Origin of the sequence: Aeromonas sp. s5 (genome assembly GCF_040907865.1) — a bacterium.
GTDB lineage: Bacteria > Pseudomonadota > Gammaproteobacteria > Enterobacterales > Aeromonadaceae > Aeromonas > Aeromonas dhakensis.
In genome coordinates this window covers 836,484-863,360 of sequence record NZ_JBFOCO010000033.1, presented here as the reverse complement: position 1 = coordinate 863,360, position 26,877 = coordinate 836,484, and the positions used below count along the sequence as shown (strand labels likewise).

Below are 26,877 nucleotides of genomic sequence, written 5' to 3'. Positions count from 1 at the left end.
GCGGGGTGGAGCAGCTCGGTAGCTCGTCGGGCTCATAACCCGAAGGTCGTCGGTTCAAATCCGGCCCCCGCAACCAACTATTTGTGTCCATGGCAAGGCAGCGCCCTGCGGTGGAAACGAAGACAACAAGGGGCATCTGCTCTGTCTCTTGTGGTGGCAATACAATTCGGACGCGGGGTGGAGCAGCTCGGTAGCTCGTCGGGCTCATAACCCGAAGGTCGTCGGTTCAAATCCGGCCCCCGCAACCAATTTCCTTTCTCTATTACGCCAATCCCCAGCTTGTCATCCAGCCGCCTGCGCGGTCTTTCTGCTTTGTCTCTTTTTCGCGCTTGATATTGATTTTCAAGTGCAATCTGGCTGTGACCCCGCTTTGTTGGGTATCATCTCTGGTATCTCTTCATGGACGAGGGCCTTGCCCGATGATGCAACCATTTACCTATCTGCCGCCGCAGATCGACATTCACGACGCCAGCCTTGCTGCCGTCCTCGCCAATGGCCTGGCCGCCAACCTGCTGATCTGTGCCGAAGAGCGGCGCGAGAGCTTGCTGGCCCTGCCCGAGCTTGCCGCCGTCAGCGCCCAGATCGCACTGGGGCAGAAAGCCCCCTACAGCCTGGTGCTGCACAATACCCTGCAACTGCTGGTCTTCCTGCCGGCCCGTCCCTCTCGCGATCATGCCCTCTACAAGCAGGTGCGCAGCTGGGTTGCGCCGCTGGCCGGCCTCAAGATTGAGCGCCTGGGGCTGCACCTGGAGGGGTTTGACGAGGCCGACACCACTCTCCTGGCTGAACTGGCGCTGGCCACCCTGCTGGCGGCCAACGTGCCGCTGCCAAGCCACAAGCATCGCAGCGAAGATCCCTGGCGCTATCAGCAGATTGCGCTCTCTCCCAATTGCGTGCTGGATCTGGCGCGGATCTATGCCGAGGCCGAGGGCAACGGCATCGCCCGCCATCTGGCGGTGTCGCCCGCTTCCGATCTGACCGCCCGCAGCTACCGCGAATGGGTACGTCAGCTGGCCCAGAGCGAGGGGTGGCAGTGGCATGAGTACGATCAGGCCCAGCTGGCCGAGCAGGGGGCCGGTGCCTTCATCGCGGTGGCACGCGGCTCGGAAGACAACCAGGCCGCCATGGTCAAGTTGAGCTACTGCCCACCCAATGCGGTGCGGCGAGTGGCCCTGGTGGGCAAGGGGATCTGTCACGACTCGGGCGGCTACAACCTCAAGGTTTCCGGCAGCATGTACGGCATGCATCTGGACATGGGGGGCAGCGCGGTGGCGCTGGGCACGCTTCACGCCATCAGCCGGGCCAGGCTGCCCTACGAGGTGCACTGCTGGCTCGCCATTGCCGAGAACCACATAGGCCCGCTCGCCTATCGGCCGGGGGAGGTGGTGACCGCCCTCAATGGCACCACCATCGAGGTGGTGGATACCGATGCCGAGGGACGCATGGTGCTGGCCGACACCCTCAGCATGGCGGTGCAGGACAACCCGGATCTGCTGATCGACTACGCCACCCTGACCGGGGCCTGCAAGCGGGCGCTCGGCAGCCGCTACAGTGGCGCTTTTACCAACCGGCCCCAGTGGCTGAGCGAGCTGATCAGCCTGGGTCAGCGCAGCGGTGAGCGAGTCTGGCCCTTCCCGCTGGATGAGGATTACGACGACAACCTCGATAGCGAGTGGGCCGATCTGTTACAGTGTGCGCCCGGCGCCTCGCCGGATCACATTGATGCGGCCCGCTTCCTCAGCCGCTTCGTGCCTGCCCAGACCCCCTGGCTGCACCTCGACTTGAGTGGTTTTCGCAACAAGGGCGGCAATGGCGTAGTCAGCAGCGAGGTGACTGGTTTCGGGGTCAGATTGACGCTGGAACTGCTGGCCGGCCCGCTGGGGCGGCGCAATGAACTTGATCAACCAGAACAGTAAGGGATCCCGTGAAAGAACCAAGTTATGACTGGGTGTTGTTCGATCTGGATGAAACCCTGGTCGATTTCCCGGTCGCTCAGGCGCTGGAGCAGACACTGCACATTTACGGCGTGACGCCGACTCCGCCCAAGATGGCGGAGTACCATGCCCTCAACCACCGGCTCTGGCAGCAGTACAACTCCGGCGAGATCGATGCCGTCCACCTGCAACAGACCCGTTTCTCCCTCTTTGCCGAGCAGGTGGACGTGGCGCCGATGGCGATGAATGACACCTTCCTGCAGCAGATCATCGCCTTGAGCGTGCCGCTGGAGGGGGTGGAGGAGACTCTGCAGGCGCTGAAGAGCAAGGTGAAGATGGGGATCATCACCAACGGTTTCAGCCTGCCCCAGCGCGGGCGCCTCGACAAGCTGGGCTGGCAGGCCTGGTTCGAACCGCTGGTGATCTCGGATGAGGTGCAGGTGACCAAGCCGGCGCCGGCCATCTTCCAGCACGCGCTGGCACTGATGGGACAGCCGAGTCCGGCGCGGGTGCTGATGGTGGGGGACAACCCCAAGACCGATATTGCCGGCGCCGCGGCCCAGGGGCTGGCGACCTGCTGGTACAACCCGGCCCGTCAGGATGGGCCGAGCGAGGCGACCCACGAGATCCACCACTTCGCCCACCTTTCGGCCATCGTGCTGGGCGAATAGGAACGCCATTTGCCTCTGCTGCGCAGGGGGAATAAAAAAACAAGGCAGCCCGCGGGCTGCCTTGTTTGTCTCCGGCTCTTGCTAGCGGCCGAGGCGGGCCAGCAACCAGGACTCCAGCAGTGCCACGCCGGGGGCCAGCACGGCCTCGTCGAAGTCGAACTCCGGGTGATGGTGGGGTGCCGCCAGATTGGCCCCCAGGATCAGGTAGGCCGCCTGGCCGCCGTTTCGCTGCACCCGCTCGATAAGAAAGCCCGCATCCTCGCTGGCGCCGAAGCGGCGGGTGTGGATGGTCTCCAGCTTGAGCGCCTGGGCGAGCGGGATGATCTCTTCGAGCAGGGCCGGGCTGTTGTCGATGCCGATGGCTTCACCCTGTTTGCGAATGAGGTAGGTGGCCCCCTGCATCATGGCAGCCCCTTCCACCATCTGCTGCACCTGGCTGAACATGTAGTCGTTGAGGGCCGGCGTGGCGCCCCGGGTCTCTCCCTGCAGCAGGGCATGGCCCGGGATCACATTGCGGCCGCTGCCCGCATGGAGCTGGCCCACGTTGATGCGGGTCATGCCGTCGCGATGGCGGGCGATGCCGAGCATGGCGGTAGTGGCCATGCAGGCCGCCGCCAGCGCATTGCTGCCGGCGTTGGGCTCGAGCCCCGCATGTGCGGCGCGCCCCATGAACTCCACGTCGAACTTGGTGGAGCAGAGAAACTCGGTGGGATTGACCACCAGCTCGCCGCTGTTGGCGTGAATGCCGATGTGCAGCGCCAGCAGGGCATCCACGTCGTCGAGCTGGCCACCGGCGGCCAGCGCCTTGCCGCCGCGACACCCCTCTTCGGCGGGCTGGAAGAAGAGCTTGATACGGCCGTTCAGTCGATCGGCGAGGGCGGCGATCCGCTCGGCCAGCACCAGCCCGATGGCGGTATGGCCGTCATGGGCGCAGGCGTGCATCCAGCCGGGGTTGCGCGAGTGCCACCCCTCCTGGCTGGGGGGATGCAGCTCATCCTGGCTCTCCTCGACCTCCACCGCATCGATGTCGAAGCGAAAGGCCAGGGTCGGGCCCGGTCGGCCGCTGTCCCACCGTCCCATCACCCCCGTTATCTCTTCGATCCGGCCCAGCCAGTCTGGATGGGCACCCTGGCGCAGGGCTCGCTCCTTCTGGGCCTGTACGTCTATGTTGCGTCCCATGATGAGGTTGCTGGCCAGCAGCTTGTCACCCAGCATGATAGAGAAACCGAGTTCATTGAGGTGGTGAGCGATGAGGGTGCTGGTACGAAATTCACACCAGGCCGCTTCGGGCAGACGATGAAGATCACGACGCCAATGGCTTAGCGCATCCTGTGTCATGGTAATTCCTGCATGGCGAATCCAGCGGATATTGTGACGGGCAGGGGGGCAAGAGTAAATCCCGCAGACACAAATGCAACAGGGGGAGCCACTGGCTCCCCCTGTTTACGCTGCCGTGGCACGACAGCTCTGTTTATATACACCGACTGGTGCTAACCACCTTGTCTGCACTCATTTTCGATGAAACGACCAAAAATGACTGAATGCGGTGAATTAACCAGCGCACTGGTGCCTGTCGTTGCCCATGCGGATCACGAAGTGGGCAACCAACCGGCTCAAAGCTGTGACAGCGACGGCAGAGAGACGGCAACCAGAGTGAAAAACACGGTGAAAACGGCAGTAACCACAAACTCTTTCATATTATTGTCTCCCTTGGCTGACTGATGATGGAACCAAGATACCACAATTGCGCAGTAAAACAATAGTAAAATGTATTTATATGGCCATAGTTGTCGCGTAGCGCTCGAAAGCGTCATTTTTATAAATCTAAGGCTGTTTTATCAGCTTCAAGATGGGTGTTGGGCATCCACTAGGATTTAATGGCGTTTTTATTCAATTAAATCAATTCGTTACCTTTATTTTTGTTGTGTTTCACACAGGGTCTTATATGAGGCTTTTTTGGTTTTTTAAAATTTTGTCGGCAAAAGCAGACAGTTTTGCTGGCGATGGAGTGAGTCTGGCATGGTTTGGACTGCTGTCAGCCCCATTTTCTCTACCCCCAGCATTTCTTGTCGTGCTCCGGGGATTTTTCCCTGTCGTGACGCCACCTTCTGGCGGCAGCGCTCTCGCAAATTTGCAGAAATCCTGCGGTTGATGACAGTCGCGCAACCATTGAACCGACCCTGTTCGACTCTTTTCACGGCATGTTGGCGGCTCGATGGGGGCTGCTGATGGCAGGTACATGGCCACTTGATGGCATGGAGGGTGAGCTGACTGCACAGCGCGATGGCCCTGGTTTCGCTGTGAGTCAATGGCAGGTTGGGAGGTTTGCTGGCTGCATCGCCCTGAACGTGCTGCCCGAAGAGGCAAGGGGAAGGCAGGGAGCCATGGGCGGGGATAACGGCAGACATGCCAGAGGGTGGAATGGGAGCGGGTTTGCCGGTAGGTAGCCCGCGCCAATAAAAAACCCTCCAGCGGAGGGTTTTTTGTCACAACAGCCTGAACAAGCGGGGCTTAGAACAGGGTGGTGGAGAGATCGTAGAGCTCCTGGTTGAACGGACGCTTCAGGTTCTCGATGCAGTCGATGATGTCGTGGTGCACCATCTCGTTGCCCTGAATACCGACGCAGCGACCACCCTGACCGGCCAGCAGCTGTTCGACGGCGAAGGCACCCATGCGGCTGGACATGATGCGATCGCGGGCGGTCGGGGAGCCACCGCGCTGGATGTGGCCCAGGATGGTGGCGCGGGTTTCGCGACCTGTCATGGCCTCGATGTCCTTGGCCAGGGCGTTCACGTCGGTGACATGCTCACAGATGGTGATGATGGCGTGGCGCTTGCCTTTGGCTTCCCCTTCCTTGATCTGTTGCAGCAGCTTCTCTTTGTCGAAGGCCACTTCCGGCACGATCACGTACTCGGCACCGCCGGCGACGGCGGCAGACATGGCCAGGTCGCCGCAGTGGCGGCCCATGATCTCGACCACGGAGATGCGGTGGTGGGAGCTGCAGGTGTCGCGCAGACGGTCGATGGCATCCACCACCACGTTGAGGGCGGTGTCAAAGCCGATGGTGAAGTCGGTACCGGCGATGTCGTTGTCGATGGTGCCCGGCAGGCCGATGCAGGGGAAACCCTCTTCGGTCAGCTTCTTGGCACCCATGTAGGAGCCGTCACCGCCGATCACCACCAGGGCGTCGATACCGTGCTTTTTCAGGTTCTCGATCGCTTCGGCGCGCACTTTCGGATCTTTGAAGGCCGGGAAACGGGCGGAGCCGAGGAAGGTACCGCCACGGTTGACCACGTCGGAGACACTGTGGCGCTCCAGCTTGACGATACGGTCCTGGTGCAGACCGAGGTAGCCATCATAGATGCCGTAGACTTCCAGGCCATGATGCAGGCCGGCGCGCACCACGGCGCGAATGGCTGCGTTCATACCCGGTGCGTCGCCACCACTGGTCAAAACACCAATACGTTTGATTTGTTTGGTCATGAGTGCCTCTGGATCTGAGTTGTCGAATACGAAAGGGTTAAATGAGACAAGCCACTTTTACTATATCGGCTTTCATATGGGATGCGCTGGCTGCCATAGGAAAAGCGATACGCAGGAGGGGGCAAGCGCCCCCTCCATGGCAGCCGATTACTTGGCCGCGCCAGCGATGATCTGGGAGAAGTCGTCCACTTTCAGGGACGCACCGCCCACCAGGCCGCCGTCGATGTCCGGCTGACCGAACAGGTCGGCAGCGGTGGCACCGGTCACGGAGCCGCCGTACAGGATCTGTACCTTGGCAGCCACGGCGGCATCAAACCCGGCCAGGTACTGGCGGATGTGAGCGTGCACGGCCTGTGCGATTTCCGGGGTAGCGGTCTTGCCGGTGCCGATGGCCCATACCGGCTCGTAAGCCACGACGGCGTTCTCGAAGGAGGCGATACCGCAACGGTCGATCACGGCTTTGAGCTGGGTTTCGACCACGGAGTTGGTGGTGCCGGCTTCGAATTGGGCCAGAGTCTCACCGATGCACAGCACGGGGATCAGGCCGCCTTTCTGGATGGCTTCGTACTTGGCAGCAACCACGTCGTCGGTCTCTGCGTGCAGGGTACGACGCTCGCTGTGGCCGACCAGGGAGTAGGTGCAACCGAAGGCTTTGAGCATGGACGGAGCGTTTTCGCCGGTGAAGGCGCCAGACTCATGAACGTCGGCGTTCTGGGCACCGTAGGCAATCTTGCTGCCGGCGGTCAGCTGCTCAACCAGACCCAAAAAGATAACCGGCGGGCAGACGGCGACTTGTACAGAAGGATGAGCGGCAGCAGCCGGGGTCAGTCCTTTGATCAGTGCTTCGACGGAAGCCTTGGTGCCGTTCAGTTTCCAGTTACCCATTACCAGGTGCTGTCTCATCTTCTATATCTCCTAGGCATTTGATTGCGCGACATTATATGAATTGAACCGAGCCCAAGATAGCTGACCCGGCGGCAAATGACGTAATTTTTTTTCGCTTTCCTGATCCAAATCAGGAATGAAAGGCTCGATCGCTCAATCGGTGACCTGACCCCGCAGACGGGCCCACCATACCCCAATCCATTCGTGAATGGCAGCCTCGGAATACATCAGATAGCGCCCCTTGGGCAGGTAGCTGTAGAGGGGTTGCACCACCTGACTCTGCTTGGCGGTGTAGTCGGTGGGAGCCGGCACGGCATTGAGCCCCTGACCCTGATAGAGCGCCATGGCCCGCGGCAGGTGGGTGGCCGAACTCACCAGCGCCACCCGCTTGCCCTGCAGGTGGCGGCTGATGCTGACCGCCTCGTCGTGGGTGTCTTTGTTGTTTTCAAACAACGTCATCCGTGAGCGAGGGATGCCGAGGCTTGCCGCCATGCGGGCGTTGACCTCGGCGTTCGAGAGGGGATCCCCCGACACATAGCCCGAGAAGATGAGCTCCGCTTGGGGATAAGCCTGGGCCAGCCGTACCCCCTCCAGGGTGCGGGCCAGGGCGATGTTGTTCTGCCAGCTGCGCTCAGGGACGGTCGGGTCGCTCACATGGCCGTTGCCGAGCACGACGATGGCCTGGATGTCCGGATGCTGGCTCACCTCGAAGGGGGGGAAGGTCTGCTCCAGCGGGCGGGCCAGCTGGTAGCTCACCGGCCGCATCCCCATCAGGGCGACGATGAGCAGGGCCAGGGTCGCCAGCAGCTTGCCGGTTTTCTGAAAACGGGTGAACCAGAGCAGCAGCAGCGCCAGCAACAGCAGGGTGACGGAGAAGGGGAGCGGCATCAGCAGCTGACCCAGCCACTTTTTAAGCACAAACACGGCAGAGAGTTCCTTGAGTTTTCAGCAAATTCGGGATGTGACAGAATACCTCTCTTTTTTGGGATGGCCACAACCCTGTGGCGCAATAGTTGAGTTTCTCCTTGAAGCACGATCAGAGTTTCGACGGGCGGGCCGACAAGTTCGCCCGCAACATTTATGACTCCACCAAGGGGCGCATCCGCACCACAGTGGTGTGGAGCGACATCGAAGCCTGCCTGGCCCGCCTTGGCAACCGGCCCCTGCGCATCCTGGATGCGGGCGGCGGGTTTGGCTACTTTGCCCAGAAGCTGGCGGCCATGGGCCATCAGGTGGAGCTGTGCGATCTCTCCGCCGAGATGCTGGCGCTGGCCCGCAGCCAGATCGCCGAGAAGGGGCTGGAAGACAGAATTCGTCTCATCCATTGTCCCATTCAGGATCTTAAAGCACACGTGACCGGCACCTTCGATCTGGTGCTCTGTCACGCGGTGCTGGAGTGGCTCGCCGAGCCGCGCCAGACCTTGCTCGGTCTGTTCCCTTTCGTCAATGCCGGGGGCATACTGTCGCTGCTTTTCTACAACCGCCACGGCCTGCTGTTCCAGAGCCTGGTGGTGGGCAATTTCGATTATGTGCGCCTGGGTCTTCGCAAGAAGCGGCAGACGGCGCTGACCCCCACCAATCCCCAGCTGCCGGAGCAGGTGTATGACTGGATTGGCCGGGGCGGGCTCAAGATAATCGGCAAGACCGGGGTGCGGGTGATCCACGATTACATGCGCCACAAGCAGGATCAGCTGGAGAAGTTCGACGATCTGCTGGCCATGGAGCAGCAATATTGCCGGCAGGAGCCGTTTATCTCCCTGGGGCGCTATATCCACGTGATGGCGCAGAAACCCGCTGGCTGAGCCCCTTTTTTCGATGCTACCGGATGTAGCCGCGCGCAAGGCTTTGCGCCCAATACAACAACGAGATGACAACGTCATGATGAGTACATCCCGTACCCTGCCAGAGATGGTGGGATGGGTCAGGCAGGAGGGGCTGGCGTTGAGCCTGCCCACCGACCGGCTGGCCTTTCTGATTGCAATCAAGACCCTGTCCGAAGATGAGTCGGACCTGTCGGAAGCGGCCCTGCACGATGCCTTCGGCTACGTCAGCAACGCCTTCGGCCAGATGGACGAGACCCTCACCGGTCGCGCCAACAACGCCATCAACGATCTTATTCGCCAGCAGCTGCTGTCGCGTTTCAACACCGACATGGTGGCGGGGGAGAGCCTCTATCGCCTGTCGCGTCTTGGCATGAGCATCGTCGACTTCTTTATGGATCAGCGCCAGGTCGACTCCATCAAGCTCTCCATCCTGCTCGAGCACCTGGCGGCCGAGCTCGACACCGCCCGCAAGGCGGCGCTCGAGACCAACACCCGCGAGCAGTGGGATGCGGAGGTGCTGCCACGGCTCACCTTCTCCCTGGAAGAGACGCTGGGGCGCATCGATCTTACCCAGCGGGCCATGGATGAGCAGCAAAATCAGGTCAAAAGCGAGATCGCGGCCCTGCTGACCCAGAACTGGGTCGATGCCATCCACAGCTGCGAAAAGCTGCTGCACGAGACCGGCCAGACCCTGCGCGAGCTGCAGGATACCCTGGACGCCGCCGGCCACCGCCTGCAGGCGGGCCTGCTCAACATTCAGGAAGCCGCCCAGGGGCGCGAGGATCTGTTCCATGTCGAGGAGCTGACTCACGCCCTGCAGGGGCGGCTGGACGTCATCACCAGCTGGGGCCAGCAGTGTATCGAGCTGTGGGCCCGCTACGATAGGCACGTCCACAAGTTCATCCGCAACGCCATCGACATGGACAAGAACCGTGCCTTCAGCCAGCGGCTGCGCGAATCCATCCGCAACTTCGATCAGCACAACTGGCAGCTGCGGGTGGCCGAAGAGCCCCGCCTGCTGGAGCTGCGCGACGAGACCATCGCCATCCACGACGAGGAGGTGACCGGCGAGGTGCCCCTCGAGATGGAGTACATGGAGATGGTGGACATCAACCAGGAGCTGGCCGAGCGCATCGAGCGCTACCTGGCCCGCTACCCCGAGCAGGGTCAGCAGCTGGATCTCGCCGACGTGCTGCGGGAATACCTGCTGGACTACCCGGCCCATGCCCACTTCGACGTGGCGCGTCTTCTGATCGACCAGGCCGTGCGCCTGGGCCATGCCAGCGGCGAGCACCAGCTGCATCGTCAGCCCGCATGGAAACCCATTAACCAAGCTGGATCCAAGGTTCAGGCCTATGTCATTGATCAATACTGAATTTCCCTTGCCGCTGCGGCTCGCAGAGGCCATTGCCAATCCCTTGTTTCCGCGTATCGACACCGCCCTGCGCTCCGGTCGCCACATCAGTGCCGACGAGTTCGAGCAGCACTCGGCGCTGGTGGAGTATCACCAGGAGCTGGAGATCTTCTACGGCCGCTATCAGGTGGAACTCATCAAGGCGCCGGAAGGCTTCTTCTACCTGCGCCCGCGCCCGAGCGCCGACATCGGCACCACAGTCCTCTCTGAGCTCGATATGCTGGTGGGCAAGGTACTCTGCTACCTCTACCTGAGCCCGGATCGGCTCGCCTCGGAAGGGGTGTTCGCCATGGGCGAGCTGCAGGAGGAGGTGCTGAGCCTGGCCGACGAGAAGCAGCTGCTGCGGATGGTCAACAGCCGCTCCGGTGGCACCGATCTGGACAAGAAGAAACTGCTGGAGAAGATCCGTACCTCCATGCGCCGCCTGCGTCGCCTTGGCATGATCACCGCCCTTGGCAACAGCGACAAATTCCGGGTCAACGAGTCAGTGTTCCGCTTCGCCGCGGACGTGCGCTCCGATGAGGATCCGCGCGCCGTGCAGCTGCGGATGATCCAGGAGGGGGAGGCCATCTTCCACGACGACGAAATGCCGAGCAGCGACTCGCTCTTTGATGACATCGAGGCGGACCTCGATGAAGAACAACTGGATCTGGAGGTATAAAGGTGCGAGGCAAGTTCAAATCCCTGACCATGGTCAACTGGAACGGCTTCTTCGCCCGGACCTTCGATCTCGACCAGCTGGTCACCACCCTCTCCGGCGGCAACGGTGCGGGCAAGTCCACCACCATGGCGGCCTTTATCGCGGCCCTCATCCCCGACCAGTCCCTGCTTCACTTCCGCAACACCACGGAAGCAGGCTCATCCAGCGCCTCTCGTGACAAGGGGCTCTACGGCAAGCTGCAGCGCGGCCACTGCTATTCGCTGCTGGAGGTGATGAACAGCCGTGAGCAGCGGATCTGGGTCGGCGTGCACCTGGAGCAGGTGGCCAACCGTGACAACAAGGTCAACATCACCCCGTTTGCACTGGTGGATGTGCCGGACAATCTGGCGCCCACCGATCTGCTGCTGGAGAAGCTCGACGACGGCAAGGGTCGGGTACGTGCCTTCGCCGATCTGAAAGGGGCGGCGGCCGAGCTTGGCGCCATCAAGGTCGCCAAGTTCAATACGGTGACCGACTATCACAACTTCATGTTCGAGTTCGGCATCACCCCGAAGAAGCTGCGTGATCAGAAGGATCGCGGCAAGTTCTACCGCCTGATCGAGGCCTCCCTCTACGGCGGCATCTCCTCGTCCATCAGCCGCTCCTTGCGCGAATACCTGCTGCCGGAAAACTCCGGCGTGCGCAAGGCGTTCCAGGACATGGAGGCGGCCATCTATGAAAACCGCCGCACCCTGGAAGCGATCAAGGAGACTCAGGGCCAGCGGGATCTGTTCAAGAACCTCATTACCGAGACCACCCACTATGTAGCGGCGGATTACGTGCGCAACGCCGCCGAGAAGAACCGCCTCTCCGAGCTGGCCCTTAAGGCCCGCCAGGAGCTTGCCGGCAAGCGCCGCCTGCTGGCCGAAGAGAAGCAGCGTGCCATCTATCTGGCCGACGAGGTGGAGCAGCTCACCAACCGCGAGAAGCTGCTGACCGACGAGCTGGAGTCCGCCGCCGAGCACCTGGCCAAGGTGCTGGCCGCCGTGGCACTGCAAAAAAAGATCGAGATGTATCGCGCCGATCTGGCGGATCTCTCTGACAAACTCGAACAGCAGCAGGCGGTGGTGGAAGAGATCCACGGCCAGTTGCTGGAGGTGGAAGAGCGCAAGGAGCTGGCCCAGGCAGAAGTAGACAGCCTCAAGACCCAGCTGGCCGACTATCAGCAGGCGCTGGATATCCAGCAGACCCGCGCCATCCAGTACCGTCAGGCGGTGCAGGCCCTGGAAAACGCCCGCGAGCAGTGCGAGCTGCCGGGGCTGACCGCCGAACAGGCGAGCGACACCCTGTACCAGTTCCGCGCCGCCGAGCAGAGCCTCACCAGCCGGGTGCTGGGGGCCGAGCAGCAGCTGGCGCTGGCCAAGGCGGCGGTGGCCGAGCACGAAGCTGCGCTGGCGCTGCTTTTGAGCATCGCCCCCGAGACTGCGCGCGAGGCAGCCTGGCCCACCGCACAGGCGCTGCTCAAGCGTCACATCGAAGACAAGGCTCGCATCGCCCAGGGGCAGGGGCTGCGCGCCGCGCTGGCTCGCCTCGAGAAAGAGAGCGAAAGCCAGAAGAGTCTCTTCAAGCTGCGTGACGAGCTGCAGCAGGCCTCTGGCCAGCTGATTGCCAGCAGCGATGAGCTGGAGATCTTCCTCGAAGCCCAGCGCACCCGTCAGGAGGAGCTGGCCGAGCAACAGGCCGAGGTCAATCAGCGCCGTGCCAGCCTCGAGCATCAGGGCACTCAGCTTGGCCGCGATATCGCGGAGCTCACCAAGCTGGCCCCGCGCTGGCTGAAATCCTTCGAAAAACTTGAGCAGCTGCGCGAGCAGAGTGGGCTGGCGCTCACCACCGCCGAAGAACTTTCTTCCGGCATGCAGAGCGTGCTCGACAAGGAGCGCGAGTTCGAGCAGGAGAGCAACCGCATCGCGGCGCAGAAACAGGCGCTGGAGCTGCAAATTCGCAACCTGCAGCTGGGGGCCGGTGAGGCGGATCCCCGTCTTGCCCGCATCGCCGAACAGGTGGGGGGCGTGCTGCTCTCCGATGTCTATGACGACATCTCCATCGACGATGCCCCTTACTACTCCGCCCTCTACGGCCCGGCTCGCAGCGCCCTGGTGGTGCTCGACCTGGAAGGCGCCATCGAGCGGCTGAAAAAGCTGGAAGATTGCCCGGAGGATATCTACCTCATTCAGGGCAACCCCGACTCCTTTGACGAGGATCTGGTGGAAGCGGACGAGCTGGGTGACGCCGTGTTGGTGCGCACCAGCAAGCGTCAGGTGCGCTTCTCCCGCTACCCCGAGCTGCCGCTGTTTGGCCGCGCCGCCCGGGAAAAACGGATCGAACAGCTCGACCTTGAGCGCGAAGAGCTTATCGAGGGTTACGCCAAGGCCGCCTTCGAGCAGCAGAAGTACCACCGCCTCTACGGTCACTTCCGCGACTTTATCGGCCAGCATCTGGATATCGCCTTCCGCCCCGACCCGGAAGCGGAAGTGCAGGCCAAACAGGCCGAGCAGCGCAAGCTGCAAGAGACCATCGCCGAGTGCAACAAGCAGCTGACCGAGGCCAAAGCGGCCGCCGCCCAGCTGACCCGCCATATCCAGCTGGTGCAGGGGATGCTGCCCTTTGCCCACCTGTTTGCCGAGACAGAGCTGGCTGCCCGCCTTGAGGCGGCTCACGCCGATGTGGAAGCGTTGAAACAGGCCGAAGCCTTTATCGCCAAGCACGGCAAGTCGCTCGAGAAGCTGGAAACCATGGTGCAGGTGCTGCGTCAGGATCCGCAGGATCTCTCTGCCCTACAGACGGCGTTTGACGAAGCCAACGAATTGCTGGCCGAGCAGAAGCGCCGTTGCTACGCCCTCGATCAGCTGGTGGCCCGCCTGCCGCACTTTGCCTATCAGGATGCGCAAGACCTGCTGGGCAAGGCCTCCGAAATGAGCGAGCGACTCAAAGAGAAGCTCAAGGCGGCCGAGCTGGCGGCCCGCACCGCTGGCGAGCAGCACAAGCAGATTGCCCAGCGCCACACCGAGGCGTTGCAGCTGCGCACCGCCCTCAACTCCAGCGTCGAGGCCAAGCGCCAGACCCTGACCGAGTTCGAGCAGGAGCTGGCGGCCATGGGGCTGACCCTCTCTGACGACATGGAAGAGAAGGCGCGCGCTCACAAGAAAGAGATCGAAGAGCTGCTGATCCGCACCCGTTCCCGTCGCACCAGCGCCGAGGCCCAGTTGCAGGTGACCAAGCGCGAGATCGAATCTCTCGGCGGTCGTCTCAAGCTGGAAGGCAAGGATTACTACGGCGCCCGTAAATCCCTGGTGGGTCACAAGGCGAGCTGGTCGCGGGTGGTGCGGCTGGCGCGGGAGACCGACGTCGAGAAGCGTTTAAATAAGCGCGAGCTGGCTTACTTAGACAGCGACGAGCTGCGCTCCATGTCGGACAAGGCCCTCGGCGCCCTGCGGGTGGCGGTGGCCCACGACGAGGCCCTGCGCGATGCGCTGCGACTGTCGGAGGGCAACCGCAGCACCGAGCAGAAGGTGGCCTTCTACGTGCAGGTCTACCGTTACCTGAAAGATCGCATCCGCAACGACATCATCCGCTCCGATGATCCGGTGGAGGCCATCGAGGAGATGGAGATCGAGCTGGCCCGTCTGGCCGACGAGCTCAAGCAGCGGGAAACCCATCTGTCGCTCTCCTCTCACGAGGTAGCGGCCAAGATCACCAACATCATCCGCCGCGAGCAGAACCGTATCCGGGTGCTCAACCAGGGCTTGCAGAACATTGCCTTCGGTCTGGTGCGCGGGGTGCGCCTCAACGTCAATATTCGCGAGGCTCACACCCGTCTGCTGACGGCGCTGGCTGACCAAACCGCCATGCACAACGATCTGTTCGCCGACAAGGAGCTCAGCTTCTCCGAGGCGATGGCCAAGCTGTTCCAGCGCCTCAACCCGCAGGTGGAGCAGGGGGATCGCAGCTATCAGGTGATGGGCGACGTGCTGCTCGATTATCGCAACTACCTGGAGCTGGAGATAGAGGTGCAGCGCGGTGCCGATGGCTGGCTGCGGGCCGAGAGCGGCGCGCTCTCCACCGGCGAGGCGATCGGTACCGGTCAGGCCATCCTCTTGATGGTGCTGATCAGCTGGGAGGAGGAGTCCCGCCGTCTGCGCGGCAAGGACATCGCCCCCTGCCGCCTGTTGTTCCTCGACGAAGCGGCGCGTCTGGATGGCAAATCCATCGCCACCCTGTTCGAGCTGTGCGAGCGGCAGGACATGCAACTGCTTATCGCCGCGCCCGAGAACATCAGCCCCGAGAAGGGCACCACTTACAAGCTCATCCGCAAGGTGCAGGGCAAGCACGAACACGTGCATGTGGTGGGGTTGCGTGGCTTTGGCTTCGCCGACGACAAGCTCATCGCCTGACAGAGGCTGACGGATGAGGTATGAAAACGGGAGGCTTGGCCTCCCGTTTTGTTTGGAAATTGTGGCAAAGTAGCGGCGCGGCCTTGGCAGGCCGGCACCATGCCGGTTTGCTTACAGCCGGCGCCGCTTTATTGGCATCGAACCCCGCAGGGGAGCAAGGACAAGGCACATGGTTGAAAAGGGGCAATTTTTTCGAAAGGGGCTGCTGCTGTCGCTCACCGTGCTGCTGGCCGCCTGCAGCAGTCGCTATGACGAGAGCCATGGCGGCAGCTGGCGAGGCTATAGCGAGACGGGGCTCGCCTCCTACTATGCCGACCGCTACCACAACAAGCGCACCGCCAGCGGTGAGCCTTACCAGCGCCACGCCAACACTGCCGCCCACATGGAGTTGCCCTTCGGCGCCATGGTGCGGGTCACCAACCTCGCCAACGGCAAGAGCGTGGTGGTCAGGGTCAACGACAGGGGCAATTTCCCGCGCGGGCGCATCATCGACCTCTCCAAGGCGGCCTTCAGCGCCATCGGCAATCCCCGATCCGGGCTTATCAAGGTCAGGATTGAGGTGCTCTAGTCACCGGGTCTGCATGTACTGGTACCACTCCATACCCGGGCCGCTGGAAGAGGGCGCTTCCCAGTGATCGCGGGCCATCTTCTTCATTCCATTGGTGATGTTGCCAACACGACTTCCCATTTTCCGGTGTGCCATTAAGATAGCCAAACGAAAATCAGGGAGTTTTTGCCATCTGGCGGCAATCGGTCAGGCGGGTATCGGGCAGGAGCAGGGGAGGTTGAATGCATATGGAACACCCCTTGCCGTGGGTGGAGGCGATCATGTCTCCCTTCAAAGGGGTGACAGGGGAGGATTTCACCGGCGTTTGCTGCAACCGGGCATGGCATGGTGTGTGAGACCCCCCTTCAACCCCCTGCCCATGTTTCTCCGCTAAGGAGCAGGCTATAAAGAGAGACGTCATTCACAGGGAGGATCAGAACATGACTGACAAGCGCGCCATTCAGGCAGCGGCCATCCCCGAGCACAAGGCAAAGTCCCTTTATCCGGAGCCCTTTGCCTCCTTGGTCAAGCACCGCACCCGGCGCAGGCTGGGGGATCATTTCGGCCTCGCCAATTTCGGGGTCAATCTGACGACCCTGGCACCGGGGGCCATCTCGGCGCTCAAGCACCATCACGGCCTGCAGGACGAGTTCGTCTATGTGCTTTCGGGCAATCCCACCCTGCGCCACGGGGAGGAGGAGTACCGGATGTCGCCGGGGGAGTGCATCGGCTTCAAGGGCGGCAGCGGCCTGGCCCACCAGTTGCTCAACCACGGTGAAGTGGACGCCGTCTATCTCGAGGTGGGGGACAGGCTGCCAGGGGACACAGTCGACTATCCCGATGACGATCTGGCCCTGGTACAGGGTGCCGATGGCGCTTGGTCAGCCAGACACAAGGATGGCCGCCCCTACTAGGGGCGCCTATTCGCGCAATGAGAGAGACTTCCATGGTGTTCAGCCCCTTTTCTGCTGTCAGGGCAGAGGATTTTCTGCCGCTGCTCAACGACGAGACGCTGCGAAAGCACCTGATCCCTCACCCGCTTTTCGATGTGGCCGGGGTGTGCGACTGGATGGCGTACAAGCTGGGAGTCGACGCCCGGCCAGGCTGCCGCGTGCGTGCCATCTTCCTCGACGGCACCCTGGTGGGGTGGTGCGGCATCCAGCCCGATGACGAGGGGGTGGAGCTTGCCATTGTGCTCGCCAGGGCCGGCTGGGGAAGCGGCGTGGCGATTTTCAACGAGATGATGGGGTGGGCGAGGGAGCTTGGCCATCGGTCTATCCTCTTTCACCTGCTGGATACCCGCCCGCCTTACCGCTCCCTCGCCAGACGGGCCATCTGGGTGAGGAAAACACGCCAGGGCGAACACCCTTTCACCACCTATTGCCTTGATGTTGAATCCTGGTCTGCAGACCCTTAGCCCTTAGCCAGGGGGTTGCAAGCCGTGCCGCCTCCTGGCGGGTAACGTTGACACCCTTTGCGCAATGATCCCTCCCGCTCGTTTGTTCCTCTGTGCACTGCGTGGTGAACACTGTGTTCATTCTGCCCCCCTATATGGCCCCCACCGTCCTGCCTACACTGGGCAACTTCTGATGGGGGTGCATCCGGCACTATAAATAGCTGTCCAGGCTGCACTCTCTAGTGTGTTGACGATGTAAAACGGAGAAGGATGGATGAAAAAAGAGACAGACAAACTGGTGTCTATCGCCGTGCTGAAGGCTCGCACCGGCATGAGAGAGCAACTGCGCCGCGAGCTGCTCAAGCTCATTGCGCCGACGCGGCGCGAGCCGGGCAACCTGGATTACGTGTTGTTTGAATTGCAGGAGGAGCCGGGCACCTTCTACATGCGCGAGGCGTTCGTCAATCAGGCCGCGCTGGACAGCCACTGCCAGACGGACTATTTCCAGGCCTTTGCCGCCCAGGCCGAGGCGCTGCTGGCAGAGCCGCTGCGGCTGATTTTTATGGAGGAGGTAAGCCTCCCTTAAACCCATCGGGCCCACGGTTGGCCCGATTTCTTCCCATGTCAGGTGCCGCACCGGACGCTATCCCCCATCATCTCCCCCTTGACTTGATTTCCTGCATCCTCCGACGAGGGACGTCTCATCACACTTATGCCACCTGTTTGTACCTGCAACCTTTTCATCTCCAGATTGTTTAGTAAGATACCCAAATGAAAATCAATTTTGGGGCCACCCCCCGCAACATCGTTACCATCGCGGGGGCTGTGATGAGGACATTGGTCGTCATGGCGCCGAACAGAGCAGAGGAATGAAATGGAGATAACACTGGCAGGGATCCCGCCAAGTGAGTGTGAACAGCGCTTTGCGGCCGTCAAAGAGGGGATCTTTCCCTATGTCGAGGCAGTGTTTGGCTGGGATGACGAGATGCAACGCGCGCGGTTGACCAGCGAATATGAGCCGCACTGGTTCTCGTGGATCCTGGTAGAGGGGGAGCGAGTCGGTCTGCTCTGCTGCAAGCCATACGAGGATGCGCTGCACGTCCATCTGCTGATCATCTTCCCTCGCCATCAGGGCCAGCAGCTTGGTTCGGCCGTCATGGCGCGGCTGCAACGGGAAGCGGCATCTGAGGGGAGACTCCGGGTGACCCTGTCGAGTTTTACCGCCAATCAGGGGGCGCTGCGGTTTTATCGGCGCCTCGGTTATCAGGTGGTGGCGGAGGAGCCGGCGTTCGTCTCCTTGTCCCGGCCGGTGACGAGAGAAGAGTCATGGGGTGCCCATGGTTGAGGGAGCGTATTGATGGCAAGGCTGGATATTTTAACGGTTCCCGACCCCAGGTTGAGAGTCAAGGCCGAGCGGGTTGAGGATATTGCGGCCGTGCAAGGCCTGATCGATGACATGCTGGAGACCCTCTATGCCACCGACAATGGTATTGGTCTCGCCGCCACGCAAGTGGGGCGCAAGGAGGCCATCGTCATCATCGACCTGTCGGAAAAACGGGATCAGCCGCTGGTATTGATCAATCCGCAAGTGATAAGCGGTACTGAACCGGCGTTTGGACAAGAGGGGTGTCTGTCCGTTCCCGATTATTACGCCGACGTCGAACGTTACAGCACAGTGGTGGTGTCGGCAGTGGATCGTCATGGCGCTCCGATCACGGTAAAGAGCAGCGATTTCCTGGCCGTCGTGTTGCAGCATGAGATCGATCACCTGCAGGGAAATCTGTTTATCGATTATCTCTCGCCGCTCAAGCGCACTATGGCGTGAAGAAGGTAAAAAAGCACCTCAAGGCGACATGACGCGATATTTCATGCGGCACGTTACATAACCATTTGATTATCTGCACAGGATGACGGGGTAACCATGTACAAGGTTGGTATTGTTTTATTTGATGATTTCACCGATGTGGATTTTTTCTTGATGTATGACCTGCTTGGGAGAAGCAAAGATAGCTGGTCGGTGAAAATACTGGGAACCAAACCGGAGCATGGCTCTGCACTGGGTATCAATGTAAAGACGGATGGACATGTGACGGAAGCCCGTGATCAGGATGTGGTGCTGATCACCAGCGGGCAGCGTGGCATCCCTGCCGCGCTGCAGGACCATGAGTTCATGTCCGCGTTGCAACTGGAGCCGCAGCGGCAGCTGATTGGCTCAATATGCGCAGGTTCATTCATATTGCATGAACTGGGTTTGCTGAAGGGAAAGAAATTGACAACCAACCCTGCAGCCAAAGCCCGGTTGCTGGAGATGGGGGGAGATGTTCAAGACTCTCCCCTGGTCGTGCAAGGAAATATTGCAACGGCAGGCGGCTGCCTCTCCTTGGTTTATTTGATTGGCTGGGTGGCCGAACGGTGTTTTGGTCCGGAGAAGCGCAGGTTGATCCAGTCTCAACTTATTCCTGCCGGACAAATGGAAATCTTCGAAGAACTGATATCTTCCACCATCAGGGATGCAGAGAATGCATTTGACTGATGTCATCCAATGCTCCTGAGCTCGGTTCAGACCATGACAAGCAAGCGCTATGACAAGGATGGTGAATGAACCTTGTGTTCAACAGGATCAATCTGGCCCGAGACTACGATTTTTGTGTGGCAGCGCGCCGGGACGCCTATGTGTGCAGCTTCCATCGCGACGACGGATTTGACGCGTTCCTGGCGGGCTATCGGGAACGGATGACGACGAGGCTGACCAGCCGGGAGTGGCATTATCTACATGTATGGCGCGGTGGCGAAATAGTAGGGCAGCTGGAATTTCGGACCTCTTCATCCGAGCCGGATAGCGGCTATGTTCACCTGATCTATTTGACGCCGCAGGCGCGCGGACAGGGCCTGGCCGCATTGCTGCTCCAGCACGTTGCCCACACAATGCAGCAGGCCGGTTGCCGGCGGGCAGTGCTGTCAGTCAGTCGCCTCAACTTGCGTGCGCTGCGTTTCTATCGACGCTGTGGGTGGCACTATCTTGGGCCAAACCCCAAGCATGCCGAGACAGATTTTTATGAATACCGGTTGCCGGACCCGGCTTGAAACTGGGCAAGCGACCTGAGCCGAAGACGGTGGGAGCGCATCCGCGCCCTGCAGGACGATATGACAGGGCAGGCTGCAAGCCACTGAAGGAGATGAGATGAACAAGGTGCAGTGGGCTGTTGGTGGGAAAGGGAAAGCGCCGGGAAAGATGGCGCTTCGCTGGGGGAGTCTGGTGCTGGTGTCGCTGCTGGCTATGATGCCGGCCCACGCCGAGGAGCCGCTGCTCGGCGCCGAGTATCAGCCCCTGGTACAGCGGGTGATCGATGCCGCCAAGGCGCGGGATCAGCAGGCGCTGGCCCGTCAGATCAAGTACCCCTTCAAGCGGGAGTACCCCATCCCAGCCATCAAGAGCCCGGCCGAGATGCTGGCCCGTTTCGACGAGGTGTTTGATGAGGTCATTTTAAAGCGCATCGCCAGCTCCCGGGCTGGGCAGGATTGGCAGGCCATGGGCTGGCGCGGCATCATGCTCGGCAGTGGCGAGGTGTGGCTGGATTTCGATGGCAAGGTGATCGGCATCAATCATCAGACGGCGCAGGCAGCAAAACGCAAAGCCGAGCTTGTCGTCAAACAGAAAAGCGACCTGCATCCCAGTGTGCGGGAGTACAAGCGCCCCGAGCTGATGTGGCAGACCGAGAAATTTACCATTCGCATCGACGAGTTGGGGGATGGCCGCTATCGCTACGCCTCCTGGGCCAAGGGCAAGGCGCTCAGCGACAAGCCGGACCTGGTGCTCAGTAATGGCATCGTCAGGGTGGAAGGAACGGGGGGCAACCACACCTTTCAATTCACCAGCGGCCCTTACCGCTACGAGTGCGCCGTGACCGTTTTGGGTGAGCAGGGCATGCCGCCTGGCGAGCTGGTGGTCTATCAGAACGAGGTCGCCATCATGCACCAGCCGGTGATCAAGGTGCTCTGAGACTCCGAGCGTTCAACGCGCAGCCAGGCGCTGTGCGGTGGTCATCTGCAACGGGCTGACGGTATTAGCCCTGCGGCATCCTGACCCCCTTGTCGAGGTAGAGGCTGCTGTAGTGAGCGCGATGGGTGACGAACATCACCTGATGGCGGCTGCCATCGGAGAGGATGATGAAATCACCGGCCTGGGCGGGGCTGTGCAGGCTGATCTCATGTTCGGGGGCGGTCAGCTTGTCGACCTCCTCCTTGAAGGTGAGGGTGTAAGAATACATAGGGTGCTCCACTGCAGGACCTTATACAGACACGCCTCAAAGGTAGTTGCTGTCGCCCGGCTCTGCGGCGCCCAAGCGGCACCCGTGTACCATTTAATTTACCGGCCACGGCGGGCTCGCTATCTTATGGAAAGCGGCCTGCGGCATGTACAAGCACAGTCGGCAGACCAGGGTTATCAGCCATCGTCAGGAGCAAGTCATGACAGAGCCAGCAGCACAGTGGAAACCCGAGTTGGTGCGTATTGCCGCCTTCTCTTCTGGGGAGACGGGAGGCAATCCGGCCGGGGTCTGGTTTGGTGCTCAGCTGCCCGCTGCCGAGGAGATGCAGCGCATCGCCGCCGAGGTGGGTTTTTCAGAGACGGCCTTTGCCGCGCCGCTCGCCATTGCCGATGGGACGGCCGGGACGACGGCGCCGCAGTGGCGGGTGCGTTACTTCTCTCCACTGGCCGAAGTGCCTTTTTGTGGCCATGCGACCATTGCCCTTGGGGTGGCGCTGGGTCGCCGGGTTGGCCCAGGTGAGTATGGGTTGCAGCTCAATCAGGCCACCATTTCGGTATCGAGCTGGCTGGATGGGGAAGGGGAGTGGCAGGCGGCGCTGCAATCGCCCCCCACCAGCAGCAAGCCAGCTCCTGCCGAACTGGTGAGCGCAGCGCTGGCGCTGTTTGGTTATACCCGGGCAGATCTGGATCCCCGCATTCCGCCGGCCCTTATCCATGGCGGCGCCGATCACCTGGTGCTGGCCCTCAACAGCCGCACGGCTCTGGCGGCCATGCACTACGAGATGGCCGCGGGGCGCACCCTGATGCAACAAGAGGGGCTGGTCACCATCTTGCTGGTTCACGCCGCCCGCGAGCAGCTGTTTCATACCCGCAACCCCTTTGCCTATGGTGGCGTCTATGAAGATCCCGCCACCGGCGCGGCCACCGCAGCCTTTGCCGGTTACCTGCGGGACCTGCACTGGCCCCACGGTGGCATCATCGATCTCTTGCAGGGGGAGGAGATGGGGATGGCATCGCACCTGCACGCCGAGATCCCCCCCGAGCCCGGCAGTTCAATCCGGGTATTTGGCCGCGCCCGTCTGATGTGACCCAGCCAATAAAAAAACCGCCTACTGGCGGTTTCTTACTTTATGTCGGGGCAAACCGGCCGCTTTGGCCTATTGCGGCTCGTGCTCCTCAGATGGGATCTGCTCCTGGTGAGCGCTCTGTAGCCAGTGCAGCAACTGGCGAGCCACCTGCGGGCTGCCAAGCAGCGCCATGTGACTGGTGCGATAGGCAATCATGGTATGGGCGGGGAGGAAGGCCAGCTGGTGGCGTGCCTCGTCATGCAGGCCAAGGGCACTGCGCAGGGGCACCAGACCATCACCAATCAACCGGTCTGCCAGCAGACTGCGTTTGGCCGCCGTGGTGGCCGCAATGGCAAAACAGCGGACTCCGCCCGGCAGGGGCAAGGGCGTACGAGGATCGATCAAGGGGGAAGGATGGGGGATCAGGGCAGGGTACGGCTCCATCACCTTGCCGTGGCGCAGATCCTTGATGCCGATACTGCGCAGCTGTGCCAGCCTGACGAATGGCTCGCTGTAGGCCGTCACGGGCAGCAATCGTTCCAGCCAGTGGCCCACTGATTCGAGCGGCGCGCCATGATGGGGCGTGCCGAGAAACAGCAGATTTTTAAGGTGAGCCGGCCATGCCAGGGCGGCCATGTCGGCGTTGTGACAGGCGCTGCGGATCACTAGCCCGCCCATGCTGTAGGCCAGCACGCTGATCTCGCCAAGGCCGCCGGGCCAGTGGGTTGCCAGTTGTTCCAGCTGACGGGCCAGTGCTTGACCGTTCTGCACGATGGAGAGGCCCGAGTTGTAGCGCACATAGATGGGTACGTAACCCAGCGCCTTGGCCAGCATCTCACCGTGATTGACCGGCGCATCCTGATGCCGGGTCTGCCACTGCAGATCGTTCATGCACAGCCCGTGAACCATCAGCAGCACCCGCCCGCGAGGGGGCAGTTGCGCCGGCAGGCTCTGCCAGTTCAGGGGCTTGCCGAGATAGCGCAAGGTCATGGGGGTGGCCAGGGCATTGTGACTCTCGACCAGCTTGTCCCCCATCACGCCATTGAGGGTGGCGAGCAGGGTGGCGCGGCCGGGCGTGTCGGGAATGTGCTGCAGGGGCGGGGCTGGCGGCAGACGGGCAAGCAGGGCATGGAGGCCGCTGCCCAGTACGCTAGTCGCGCCATATACCCCCTTGTAAACCAGCCCGGTGATCCCCGCCGTCTTTCCTTCTTCCCGCCCTTTGAATCCCATGCCGCTCAATACCGCCTGATGGACGGCTTCGGTGAGCTGTATGGTCGCAGGCAGGGCCTGAATGAACAGTCGTGTCAGTTCGCGAATGTCCGCAAGATGCCAAGAAGAGGCGGGTGGTGGTGCGGTTGGTTGCGTCATGAGAGCCCCCTGTGAAGATATTGCCGGCCTGCTCCCGCCCGGCAGCGGGGCGGCATGCATGACAACCAGCTTGCGCCGTTTGCCCCGGGTTTGCCAGTGCGCATCGGCGGTTATTGGCGAGAAGGCTAGTGGGTAGCCTCGGTACCCGGCGGGCATGGCAATCCGCTGGCAGAGACGCTTATGCATCTGATCAGGCAGGGTTGGTGGCTGGAGCAGGAGGTATTGGTACTGGCGAGGGGCTGGTAAGCATGGCCATTGAACGTGGCTTGCGACTGATGTCGCCATAAAAAAACCGCCATCAGGCGGTTTTTTTGTTCTGCCGGCCCTTATTTCAGGGCTTTCTTCAGCTTCTTGATCTTGCTCTCGTGCTTGGCAATTTTCTCGAGGCGGGTGGCGATCTTCTTCTTGATCTCTTTCTTGCTGACTTTGGCCATCTGGCGTGCTCCTTTTGCAATGATGACACTCGCGGTGTCGGGGTAGGTCAGTCCATGAACCCCCAGAGTGCCACAGGGTAGCTGATGACACCAACCTTTCGCTCAAAATAACGGCAGACAGCATGTCGGCGTTACGACGCTACGAAGCCAGAACAGGGTCGCTGCAGGGCAATCGACAGCCATAAAAAAAGCGCCCCTCGGGGCGCTCTTGTATCGGTGCCTGGGGGCGATCAGGCCTTTTTCAGGTAGGCGGCGACCAGAACGATCTGCACGCCGTTGACCTTGCCTTCGATGTGCAGCGGGTTGTTGGTGAGGCGGATGCCCTTCACCAGGGTGCCGCGCTTGGCGGTGAAACCCGCCCCCTTGACGTCCAGATCCTTGATCAGGGTCACCGAGTCACCTTCGACCAATACGGCGCCGTTGGAGTCGACGGTGGGCACGCTGTCGTCATCGTCGCTGGCCATGCCCGCTTCGGCCCAGGCTTTGGTCTCTTCTTCCATGTACATCATGTCCAGCATGTCCTGGGCCCAGACCTCGCCTTGAGCGGAGAGGTTCTTCAGCTGGCGCCACGCCATGACCTGTACCGCAGGGACCTGGCTCCACATGCTGTCGCCCAGGCAGCGCCAGTGGTTGACCACTGTGGTTTCTGGCTGCTCCAGCTGGCCACGGCAGGTGTCGCACAGGGCAACGCTGTGATCATCATCGCTGGCCGGAGAGTGGGGGACCGCGAAGGCAGTCAGCGCCTGCTCGGCACCGCACAGTTCACACTTGGCGCCCGCGCGCGCTTGCAGGATGGCATTGATGGTCATGTTTTGGTTCCATTCACGTTGGTAAAATGGCCCGCGCTGGGCAGGCCAAGATAATGAAGGGGCGGAATATACCACAAAACCCCGCTCTTTGTCAGGCTAAGCCCCGCTGCAGGGCTATGGCGGGCCGGAGGAATGGACCGAAGGGACTCTCTTTGCCCGTGCTGAAGCCCGGTGATGGTGGCACAACCATGCCGGCGCAGCATGGATGAGAGTGCTTTTTGGCGCGGGATCGCTAGAATGAGCCTCCATTTTGACGGCAGAACAGGGGCACGCGTGCTGGCTCAACGTTTTCAACAACTGGATCGACTGCTGAGCGAAGCCCGGCACTGGTGGCAATACCAACCCTATCATCACCTTGACCTCGCCTTTGCCAAGGCGGCGCCGGCACTGGCTGAGCGGCTCAATGCCCTGTCGCTGGCCGAGATTGAGCAGCTCGATGGCGACATGCCCGCCCTGTGCGAACTGCTGGCCCCCTGGATCCCGCAGGGCTCGGCGCTGCATGCCCTGAGTGCGTTGCCGACCCTGACGGGCGAGCCCATCCCGTGCGAGCGGACCATGGCGATGTACATGCCGGGGCGCAAGCAGGCCCAGATTGAAGCCTTCACCGCCTGCCTACCCGCCCATCGCGGCCCCTATCTGGAGTGGTGTGCGGGCAAGGGCCACCTGGGGCGGCTGGTCTCCCTGCACCGTCAGGCCGAGGTGCTGAGCCTGGAGCTGCAGGCGCCCCTGTGCGAAGAGGGGCGCCAGCTGGCCGCCCGTGACGGCGCCCGGATGGCATTTGTCTGTGCCGATGCCTTCGCCGATGAGACCGCCCAGCTGATTGCACCGGCCCATCACGCCATGGCGCTGCACGCCTGCGGCGAGCTGCACACCCATCTGATTGAACAGGTGGCGGCGCGCGGTGCAGAGGGGGTGACCCTCTCCCCCTGCTGTTATCACCTGATCCGTACCAGCCACTACCGCCCGCTCTCCGGCCCGGCCAAGGCCAGTGCGCTGCAGCTTGCCAAGAGCGATCTGAAGCTGCCGCTGCAGGAGACGGTCACCGGCGGCGCTCGCATCGCCCGCCTGCGGGAGCAGGAGGTGGCCTGGCGGCTGGCCTTTGACTGCCTGCAGCGCCAGGTGCGCGGGGTGGATGAATATCTGCCGGTGCCCAACATGCAAAAGAGCCTGCTGACCGGTACCTTCGAGGATTTCTGTGGCTGGGCCGCCGAGCGAAAGGGGCTGGTGTTGCCGGCCAGCCTCGACTACGCCGGGTTTCTGGCAAAAGGGGAGGCGCGTTATGGCGATGTCGCCCGCATGGAGCTGGTGCGTCACCTGTTTCGCCGTCCGCTGGAGCTCTGGCTGGTACTGGATCGCGCCCTCTTCCTGCAAGAGCAGGGCTACCGGGTGGAGGTGGGGGAGTTTTGCGACAAGCCCATGACCCCCCGCAATATCCTGATCCGCGCGGTGCGCACGCCAGAAAGATAAGCGGCGGGCCCCGTCGTTGCGGGGTCTGTTGCAGCGGCTTGCTGTTTACCCTTCAAGGTCGCCGATTGGGGTATTTTTTTCGTTGAAAGAGCGGCTTTTTCGCTCTTTTTTCATTTTTCTTCGGTTTATGTACATATGTCCGGCCGCCGCGTCAAAACATCGGTTCACAATGCATTTTATGGCGGCCTGCCGGCAGGGTGAATTGGCTCACAGTTCCGATA

At 61.6% G+C, this 26,877-nt stretch carries 25 protein-coding genes and 1 tRNA gene; 19 read left to right on the top strand and 7 right to left on the bottom strand.

Features of this window, described 5'->3' with window-relative positions; all coding sequences use genetic code 11:
* Nucleotides 1-171: 171 nt before the first annotated feature.
* The 3 genes from AB5Y94_RS23220 to yjjG all read left to right on the top strand — a co-directional run bounded on the left by AB5Y94_RS23220 (nucleotide 172) and on the right by yjjG (nucleotide 2,605).
* Nucleotides 172-248 (top strand) — tRNA-Met (locus tag AB5Y94_RS23220).
* 171 nt (nucleotides 249-419) lie between these two features.
* Nucleotides 420-1,916 carry a leucyl aminopeptidase family protein gene (locus tag AB5Y94_RS23215; RefSeq protein ID WP_368206696.1) on the top strand — a complete coding sequence of 499 codons (1,497 nt, stop codon included), beginning with the start codon at nucleotides 420-422 and terminating at the stop codon, nucleotides 1,914-1,916.
* Nucleotides 1,917-1,924: 8 nt separating this feature from the next.
* On the top strand, nucleotides 1,925-2,605 hold the full coding sequence (gene yjjG / locus AB5Y94_RS23210; protein ID WP_017764584.1) for a pyrimidine 5'-nucleotidase: 681 nt from the start codon (nucleotides 1,925-1,927) through the stop codon (nucleotides 2,603-2,605).
* 81 nt (nucleotides 2,606-2,686) lie between these two features.
* On the opposite strand, the gene AB5Y94_RS23205 is transcribed toward yjjG, so the two are convergent.
* Complete coding sequence (locus tag AB5Y94_RS23205) at nucleotides 2,687-3,943, bottom strand: M20 family metallo-hydrolase (protein ID WP_368206695.1); 1,257 nt, start codon at nucleotides 3,941-3,943, stop codon at nucleotides 2,687-2,689.
* Between the two features lie 511 nt (nucleotides 3,944-4,454).
* Between AB5Y94_RS23205 and AB5Y94_RS23200 the strand changes: the two genes are divergently transcribed.
* On the top strand, nucleotides 4,455-4,757 hold the full coding sequence (locus AB5Y94_RS23200) for a hypothetical protein (protein ID WP_368206694.1): 303 nt from the start codon (nucleotides 4,455-4,457) through the stop codon (nucleotides 4,755-4,757).
* Between the two features lie 359 nt (nucleotides 4,758-5,116).
* Here the strand turns inward: AB5Y94_RS23200 and pfkA are convergent, their stop codons facing one another.
* The 3 genes from pfkA to elyC all read right to left on the bottom strand — a co-directional run bounded on the left by pfkA (nucleotide 5,117) and on the right by elyC (nucleotide 7,897).
* On the bottom strand, nucleotides 5,117-6,088 hold the full coding sequence (gene pfkA / locus AB5Y94_RS23195) for a 6-phosphofructokinase (protein WP_005300508.1): 972 nt from the start codon (nucleotides 6,086-6,088) through the stop codon (nucleotides 5,117-5,119).
* 147 nt (nucleotides 6,089-6,235) lie between these two features.
* A complete protein-coding gene (tpiA, locus tag AB5Y94_RS23190) occupies nucleotides 6,236-6,991 on the bottom strand; it encodes a triose-phosphate isomerase (protein ID WP_011706224.1) in 756 nt (251 codons plus the stop codon).
* Nucleotides 6,992-7,126: 135 nt separating this feature from the next.
* Nucleotides 7,127-7,897, bottom strand: coding sequence for an envelope biogenesis factor ElyC (elyC, locus tag AB5Y94_RS23185; protein WP_139397571.1), 771 nt, complete (start codon nucleotides 7,895-7,897; stop codon nucleotides 7,127-7,129).
* 101 nt (nucleotides 7,898-7,998) lie between these two features.
* Between elyC and cmoM the strand changes: the two genes are divergently transcribed.
* The 13 genes from cmoM (at nucleotide 7,999) to AB5Y94_RS23120 (ending at nucleotide 21,244) form a co-directional block, all read left to right on the top strand.
* Nucleotides 7,999-8,775 carry a tRNA uridine 5-oxyacetic acid(34) methyltransferase CmoM gene (gene cmoM, locus AB5Y94_RS23180; RefSeq protein WP_010634083.1) on the top strand — a complete coding sequence of 259 codons (777 nt, stop codon included), beginning with the start codon at nucleotides 7,999-8,001 and terminating at the stop codon, nucleotides 8,773-8,775.
* 76 nt (nucleotides 8,776-8,851) lie between these two features.
* On the top strand, nucleotides 8,852-10,171 hold the full coding sequence (mukF, locus tag AB5Y94_RS23175) for a chromosome partition protein MukF (RefSeq protein ID WP_005300519.1): 1,320 nt from the start codon (nucleotides 8,852-8,854) through the stop codon (nucleotides 10,169-10,171).
* Complete coding sequence (gene mukE / locus AB5Y94_RS23170; protein ID WP_005300522.1) at nucleotides 10,152-10,871, top strand: chromosome partition protein MukE; 720 nt, start codon at nucleotides 10,152-10,154, stop codon at nucleotides 10,869-10,871. The genes mukF and mukE overlap by 20 nt, the downstream gene beginning before the upstream one ends.
* 2 nt (nucleotides 10,872-10,873) lie before the next feature.
* The gene (gene mukB / locus AB5Y94_RS23165) at nucleotides 10,874-15,301 is read left to right on the top strand and encodes a chromosome partition protein MukB (RefSeq protein WP_368206693.1); all 4,428 of its coding nucleotides are present in this window, start codon (nucleotides 10,874-10,876) and stop codon (nucleotides 15,299-15,301) included.
* A gap of 169 nt (nucleotides 15,302-15,470) precedes the next feature.
* Nucleotides 15,471-15,869: a septal ring lytic transglycosylase RlpA family protein gene (locus AB5Y94_RS23160; protein WP_368206692.1), complete on the top strand. Its 399-nt coding sequence runs from the start codon at nucleotides 15,471-15,473 to the stop codon at nucleotides 15,867-15,869.
* A gap of 419 nt (nucleotides 15,870-16,288) precedes the next feature.
* On the top strand, nucleotides 16,289-16,762 hold the full coding sequence (locus AB5Y94_RS23155) for a cupin domain-containing protein (RefSeq protein ID WP_017780162.1): 474 nt from the start codon (nucleotides 16,289-16,291) through the stop codon (nucleotides 16,760-16,762).
* Between the two features lie 17 nt (nucleotides 16,763-16,779).
* A complete protein-coding gene (locus AB5Y94_RS23150; protein WP_368206691.1) occupies nucleotides 16,780-17,265 on the top strand; it encodes a GNAT family N-acetyltransferase in 486 nt (161 codons plus the stop codon).
* A gap of 253 nt (nucleotides 17,266-17,518) precedes the next feature.
* Nucleotides 17,519-17,830 carry a putative quinol monooxygenase gene (locus AB5Y94_RS23145; RefSeq protein ID WP_368206690.1) on the top strand — a complete coding sequence of 104 codons (312 nt, stop codon included), beginning with the start codon at nucleotides 17,519-17,521 and terminating at the stop codon, nucleotides 17,828-17,830.
* Between the two features lie 288 nt (nucleotides 17,831-18,118).
* On the top strand, nucleotides 18,119-18,589 hold the full coding sequence (locus tag AB5Y94_RS23140) for a GNAT family N-acetyltransferase (protein ID WP_368206689.1): 471 nt from the start codon (nucleotides 18,119-18,121) through the stop codon (nucleotides 18,587-18,589).
* Between the two features lie 12 nt (nucleotides 18,590-18,601).
* Entirely contained in the window at nucleotides 18,602-19,069 is a 468-nt protein-coding gene (gene def, locus AB5Y94_RS23135) for a peptide deformylase (RefSeq protein ID WP_368206688.1), read from the top strand.
* 96 nt (nucleotides 19,070-19,165) lie between these two features.
* Complete coding sequence (locus AB5Y94_RS23130; protein ID WP_123246088.1) at nucleotides 19,166-19,777, top strand: DJ-1/PfpI family protein; 612 nt, start codon at nucleotides 19,166-19,168, stop codon at nucleotides 19,775-19,777.
* Between the two features lie 65 nt (nucleotides 19,778-19,842).
* Nucleotides 19,843-20,328 (top strand): GNAT family N-acetyltransferase, encoded by a 486-nt coding sequence (locus AB5Y94_RS23125; protein WP_368206687.1) that lies wholly within the window; start codon nucleotides 19,843-19,845, stop codon nucleotides 20,326-20,328.
* Between the two features lie 97 nt (nucleotides 20,329-20,425).
* Complete coding sequence (locus tag AB5Y94_RS23120) at nucleotides 20,426-21,244, top strand: hypothetical protein (protein ID WP_368206686.1); 819 nt, start codon at nucleotides 20,426-20,428, stop codon at nucleotides 21,242-21,244.
* Between the two features lie 64 nt (nucleotides 21,245-21,308).
* On the opposite strand, the gene AB5Y94_RS23115 is transcribed toward AB5Y94_RS23120, so the two are convergent.
* Entirely contained in the window at nucleotides 21,309-21,512 is a 204-nt protein-coding gene (locus tag AB5Y94_RS23115; protein WP_005300545.1) for a hypothetical protein, read from the bottom strand.
* 199 nt (nucleotides 21,513-21,711) lie between these two features.
* Here AB5Y94_RS23115 and AB5Y94_RS23110 point away from each other — a divergent pair, with 199 nt between their 5' ends.
* Complete coding sequence (locus AB5Y94_RS23110; protein ID WP_368206685.1) at nucleotides 21,712-22,599, top strand: PhzF family phenazine biosynthesis protein; 888 nt, start codon at nucleotides 21,712-21,714, stop codon at nucleotides 22,597-22,599.
* A gap of 69 nt (nucleotides 22,600-22,668) precedes the next feature.
* Here the strand turns inward: AB5Y94_RS23110 and AB5Y94_RS23105 are convergent, their stop codons facing one another.
* Together AB5Y94_RS23105 and AB5Y94_RS23100 are read right to left on the bottom strand one after the other, a co-directional pair.
* Nucleotides 22,669-23,946, bottom strand: a complete 1,278-nt coding sequence (locus AB5Y94_RS23105; protein ID WP_368206684.1) for a lipase family alpha/beta hydrolase — start codon at nucleotides 23,944-23,946, stop codon at nucleotides 22,669-22,671.
* Between the two features lie 664 nt (nucleotides 23,947-24,610).
* Nucleotides 24,611-25,189, bottom strand: coding sequence for a PhnA domain-containing protein (locus tag AB5Y94_RS23100; protein ID WP_368206683.1), 579 nt, complete (start codon nucleotides 25,187-25,189; stop codon nucleotides 24,611-24,613).
* Between the two features lie 237 nt (nucleotides 25,190-25,426).
* Between AB5Y94_RS23100 and AB5Y94_RS23095 the strand changes: the two genes are divergently transcribed.
* A complete protein-coding gene (locus AB5Y94_RS23095) occupies nucleotides 25,427-26,656 on the top strand; it encodes a methyltransferase (RefSeq protein WP_368206682.1) in 1,230 nt (409 codons plus the stop codon).
* The last annotated feature ends 221 nt before the right edge of the window (nucleotides 26,657-26,877 follow it).

Bases quoted from the DNA above. Each gene is read 5' to 3' on its own strand.
- AB5Y94_RS23095 (WP_368206682.1), top strand. From the start codon at position 25,427: ATGAGCCTCCATTTTGACGGCAGAACAGGGGCACGCGTGCTGGCTCAA.
- AB5Y94_RS23155 (WP_017780162.1), top strand. From the start codon at position 16,289: ATGACTGACAAGCGCGCCATTCAGGCAGCGGCCATCCCCGAGCACAAG.
- AB5Y94_RS23160 (WP_368206692.1), top strand. From the start codon at position 15,471: ATGGTTGAAAAGGGGCAATTTTTTCGAAAGGGGCTGCTGCTGTCGCTC.
- AB5Y94_RS23205 (WP_368206695.1), bottom strand. From the start codon at position 3,943: ATGACACAGGATGCGCTAAGCCATTGGCGTCGTGATCTTCATCGTCTG.
- AB5Y94_RS23140 (WP_368206689.1), top strand. From the start codon at position 18,119: ATGGAGATAACACTGGCAGGGATCCCGCCAAGTGAGTGTGAACAGCGC.
- pfkA (WP_005300508.1), bottom strand. From the start codon at position 6,088: ATGACCAAACAAATCAAACGTATTGGTGTTTTGACCAGTGGTGGCGAC.
- AB5Y94_RS23105 (WP_368206684.1), bottom strand. From the start codon at position 23,946: ATGACGCAACCAACCGCACCACCACCCGCCTCTTCTTGGCATCTTGCG.
- AB5Y94_RS23130 (WP_123246088.1), top strand. From the start codon at position 19,166: ATGTACAAGGTTGGTATTGTTTTATTTGATGATTTCACCGATGTGGAT.
- tpiA (WP_011706224.1), bottom strand. From the start codon at position 6,991: ATGAGACAGCACCTGGTAATGGGTAACTGGAAACTGAACGGCACCAAG.
- AB5Y94_RS23145 (WP_368206690.1), top strand. From the start codon at position 17,519: ATGAAAAAAGAGACAGACAAACTGGTGTCTATCGCCGTGCTGAAGGCT.
- AB5Y94_RS23100 (WP_368206683.1), bottom strand. From the start codon at position 25,189: ATGACCATCAATGCCATCCTGCAAGCGCGCGCGGGCGCCAAGTGTGAA.
- AB5Y94_RS23125 (WP_368206687.1), top strand. From the start codon at position 19,843: ATGAACCTTGTGTTCAACAGGATCAATCTGGCCCGAGACTACGATTTT.
- AB5Y94_RS23120 (WP_368206686.1), top strand. From the start codon at position 20,426: ATGAACAAGGTGCAGTGGGCTGTTGGTGGGAAAGGGAAAGCGCCGGGA.
- mukE (WP_005300522.1), top strand. From the start codon at position 10,152: ATGTCATTGATCAATACTGAATTTCCCTTGCCGCTGCGGCTCGCAGAG.
- AB5Y94_RS23200 (WP_368206694.1), top strand. From the start codon at position 4,455: ATGGGTGTTGGGCATCCACTAGGATTTAATGGCGTTTTTATTCAATTA.
- def (WP_368206688.1), top strand. From the start codon at position 18,602: ATGGCAAGGCTGGATATTTTAACGGTTCCCGACCCCAGGTTGAGAGTC.
- AB5Y94_RS23150 (WP_368206691.1), top strand. From the start codon at position 16,780: ATGAGAGAGACTTCCATGGTGTTCAGCCCCTTTTCTGCTGTCAGGGCA.
- AB5Y94_RS23115 (WP_005300545.1), bottom strand. From the start codon at position 21,512: ATGTATTCTTACACCCTCACCTTCAAGGAGGAGGTCGACAAGCTGACC.
- mukF (WP_005300519.1), top strand. From the start codon at position 8,852: ATGATGAGTACATCCCGTACCCTGCCAGAGATGGTGGGATGGGTCAGG.
- AB5Y94_RS23110 (WP_368206685.1), top strand. From the start codon at position 21,712: ATGACAGAGCCAGCAGCACAGTGGAAACCCGAGTTGGTGCGTATTGCC.
- AB5Y94_RS23215 (WP_368206696.1), top strand. From the start codon at position 420: ATGATGCAACCATTTACCTATCTGCCGCCGCAGATCGACATTCACGAC.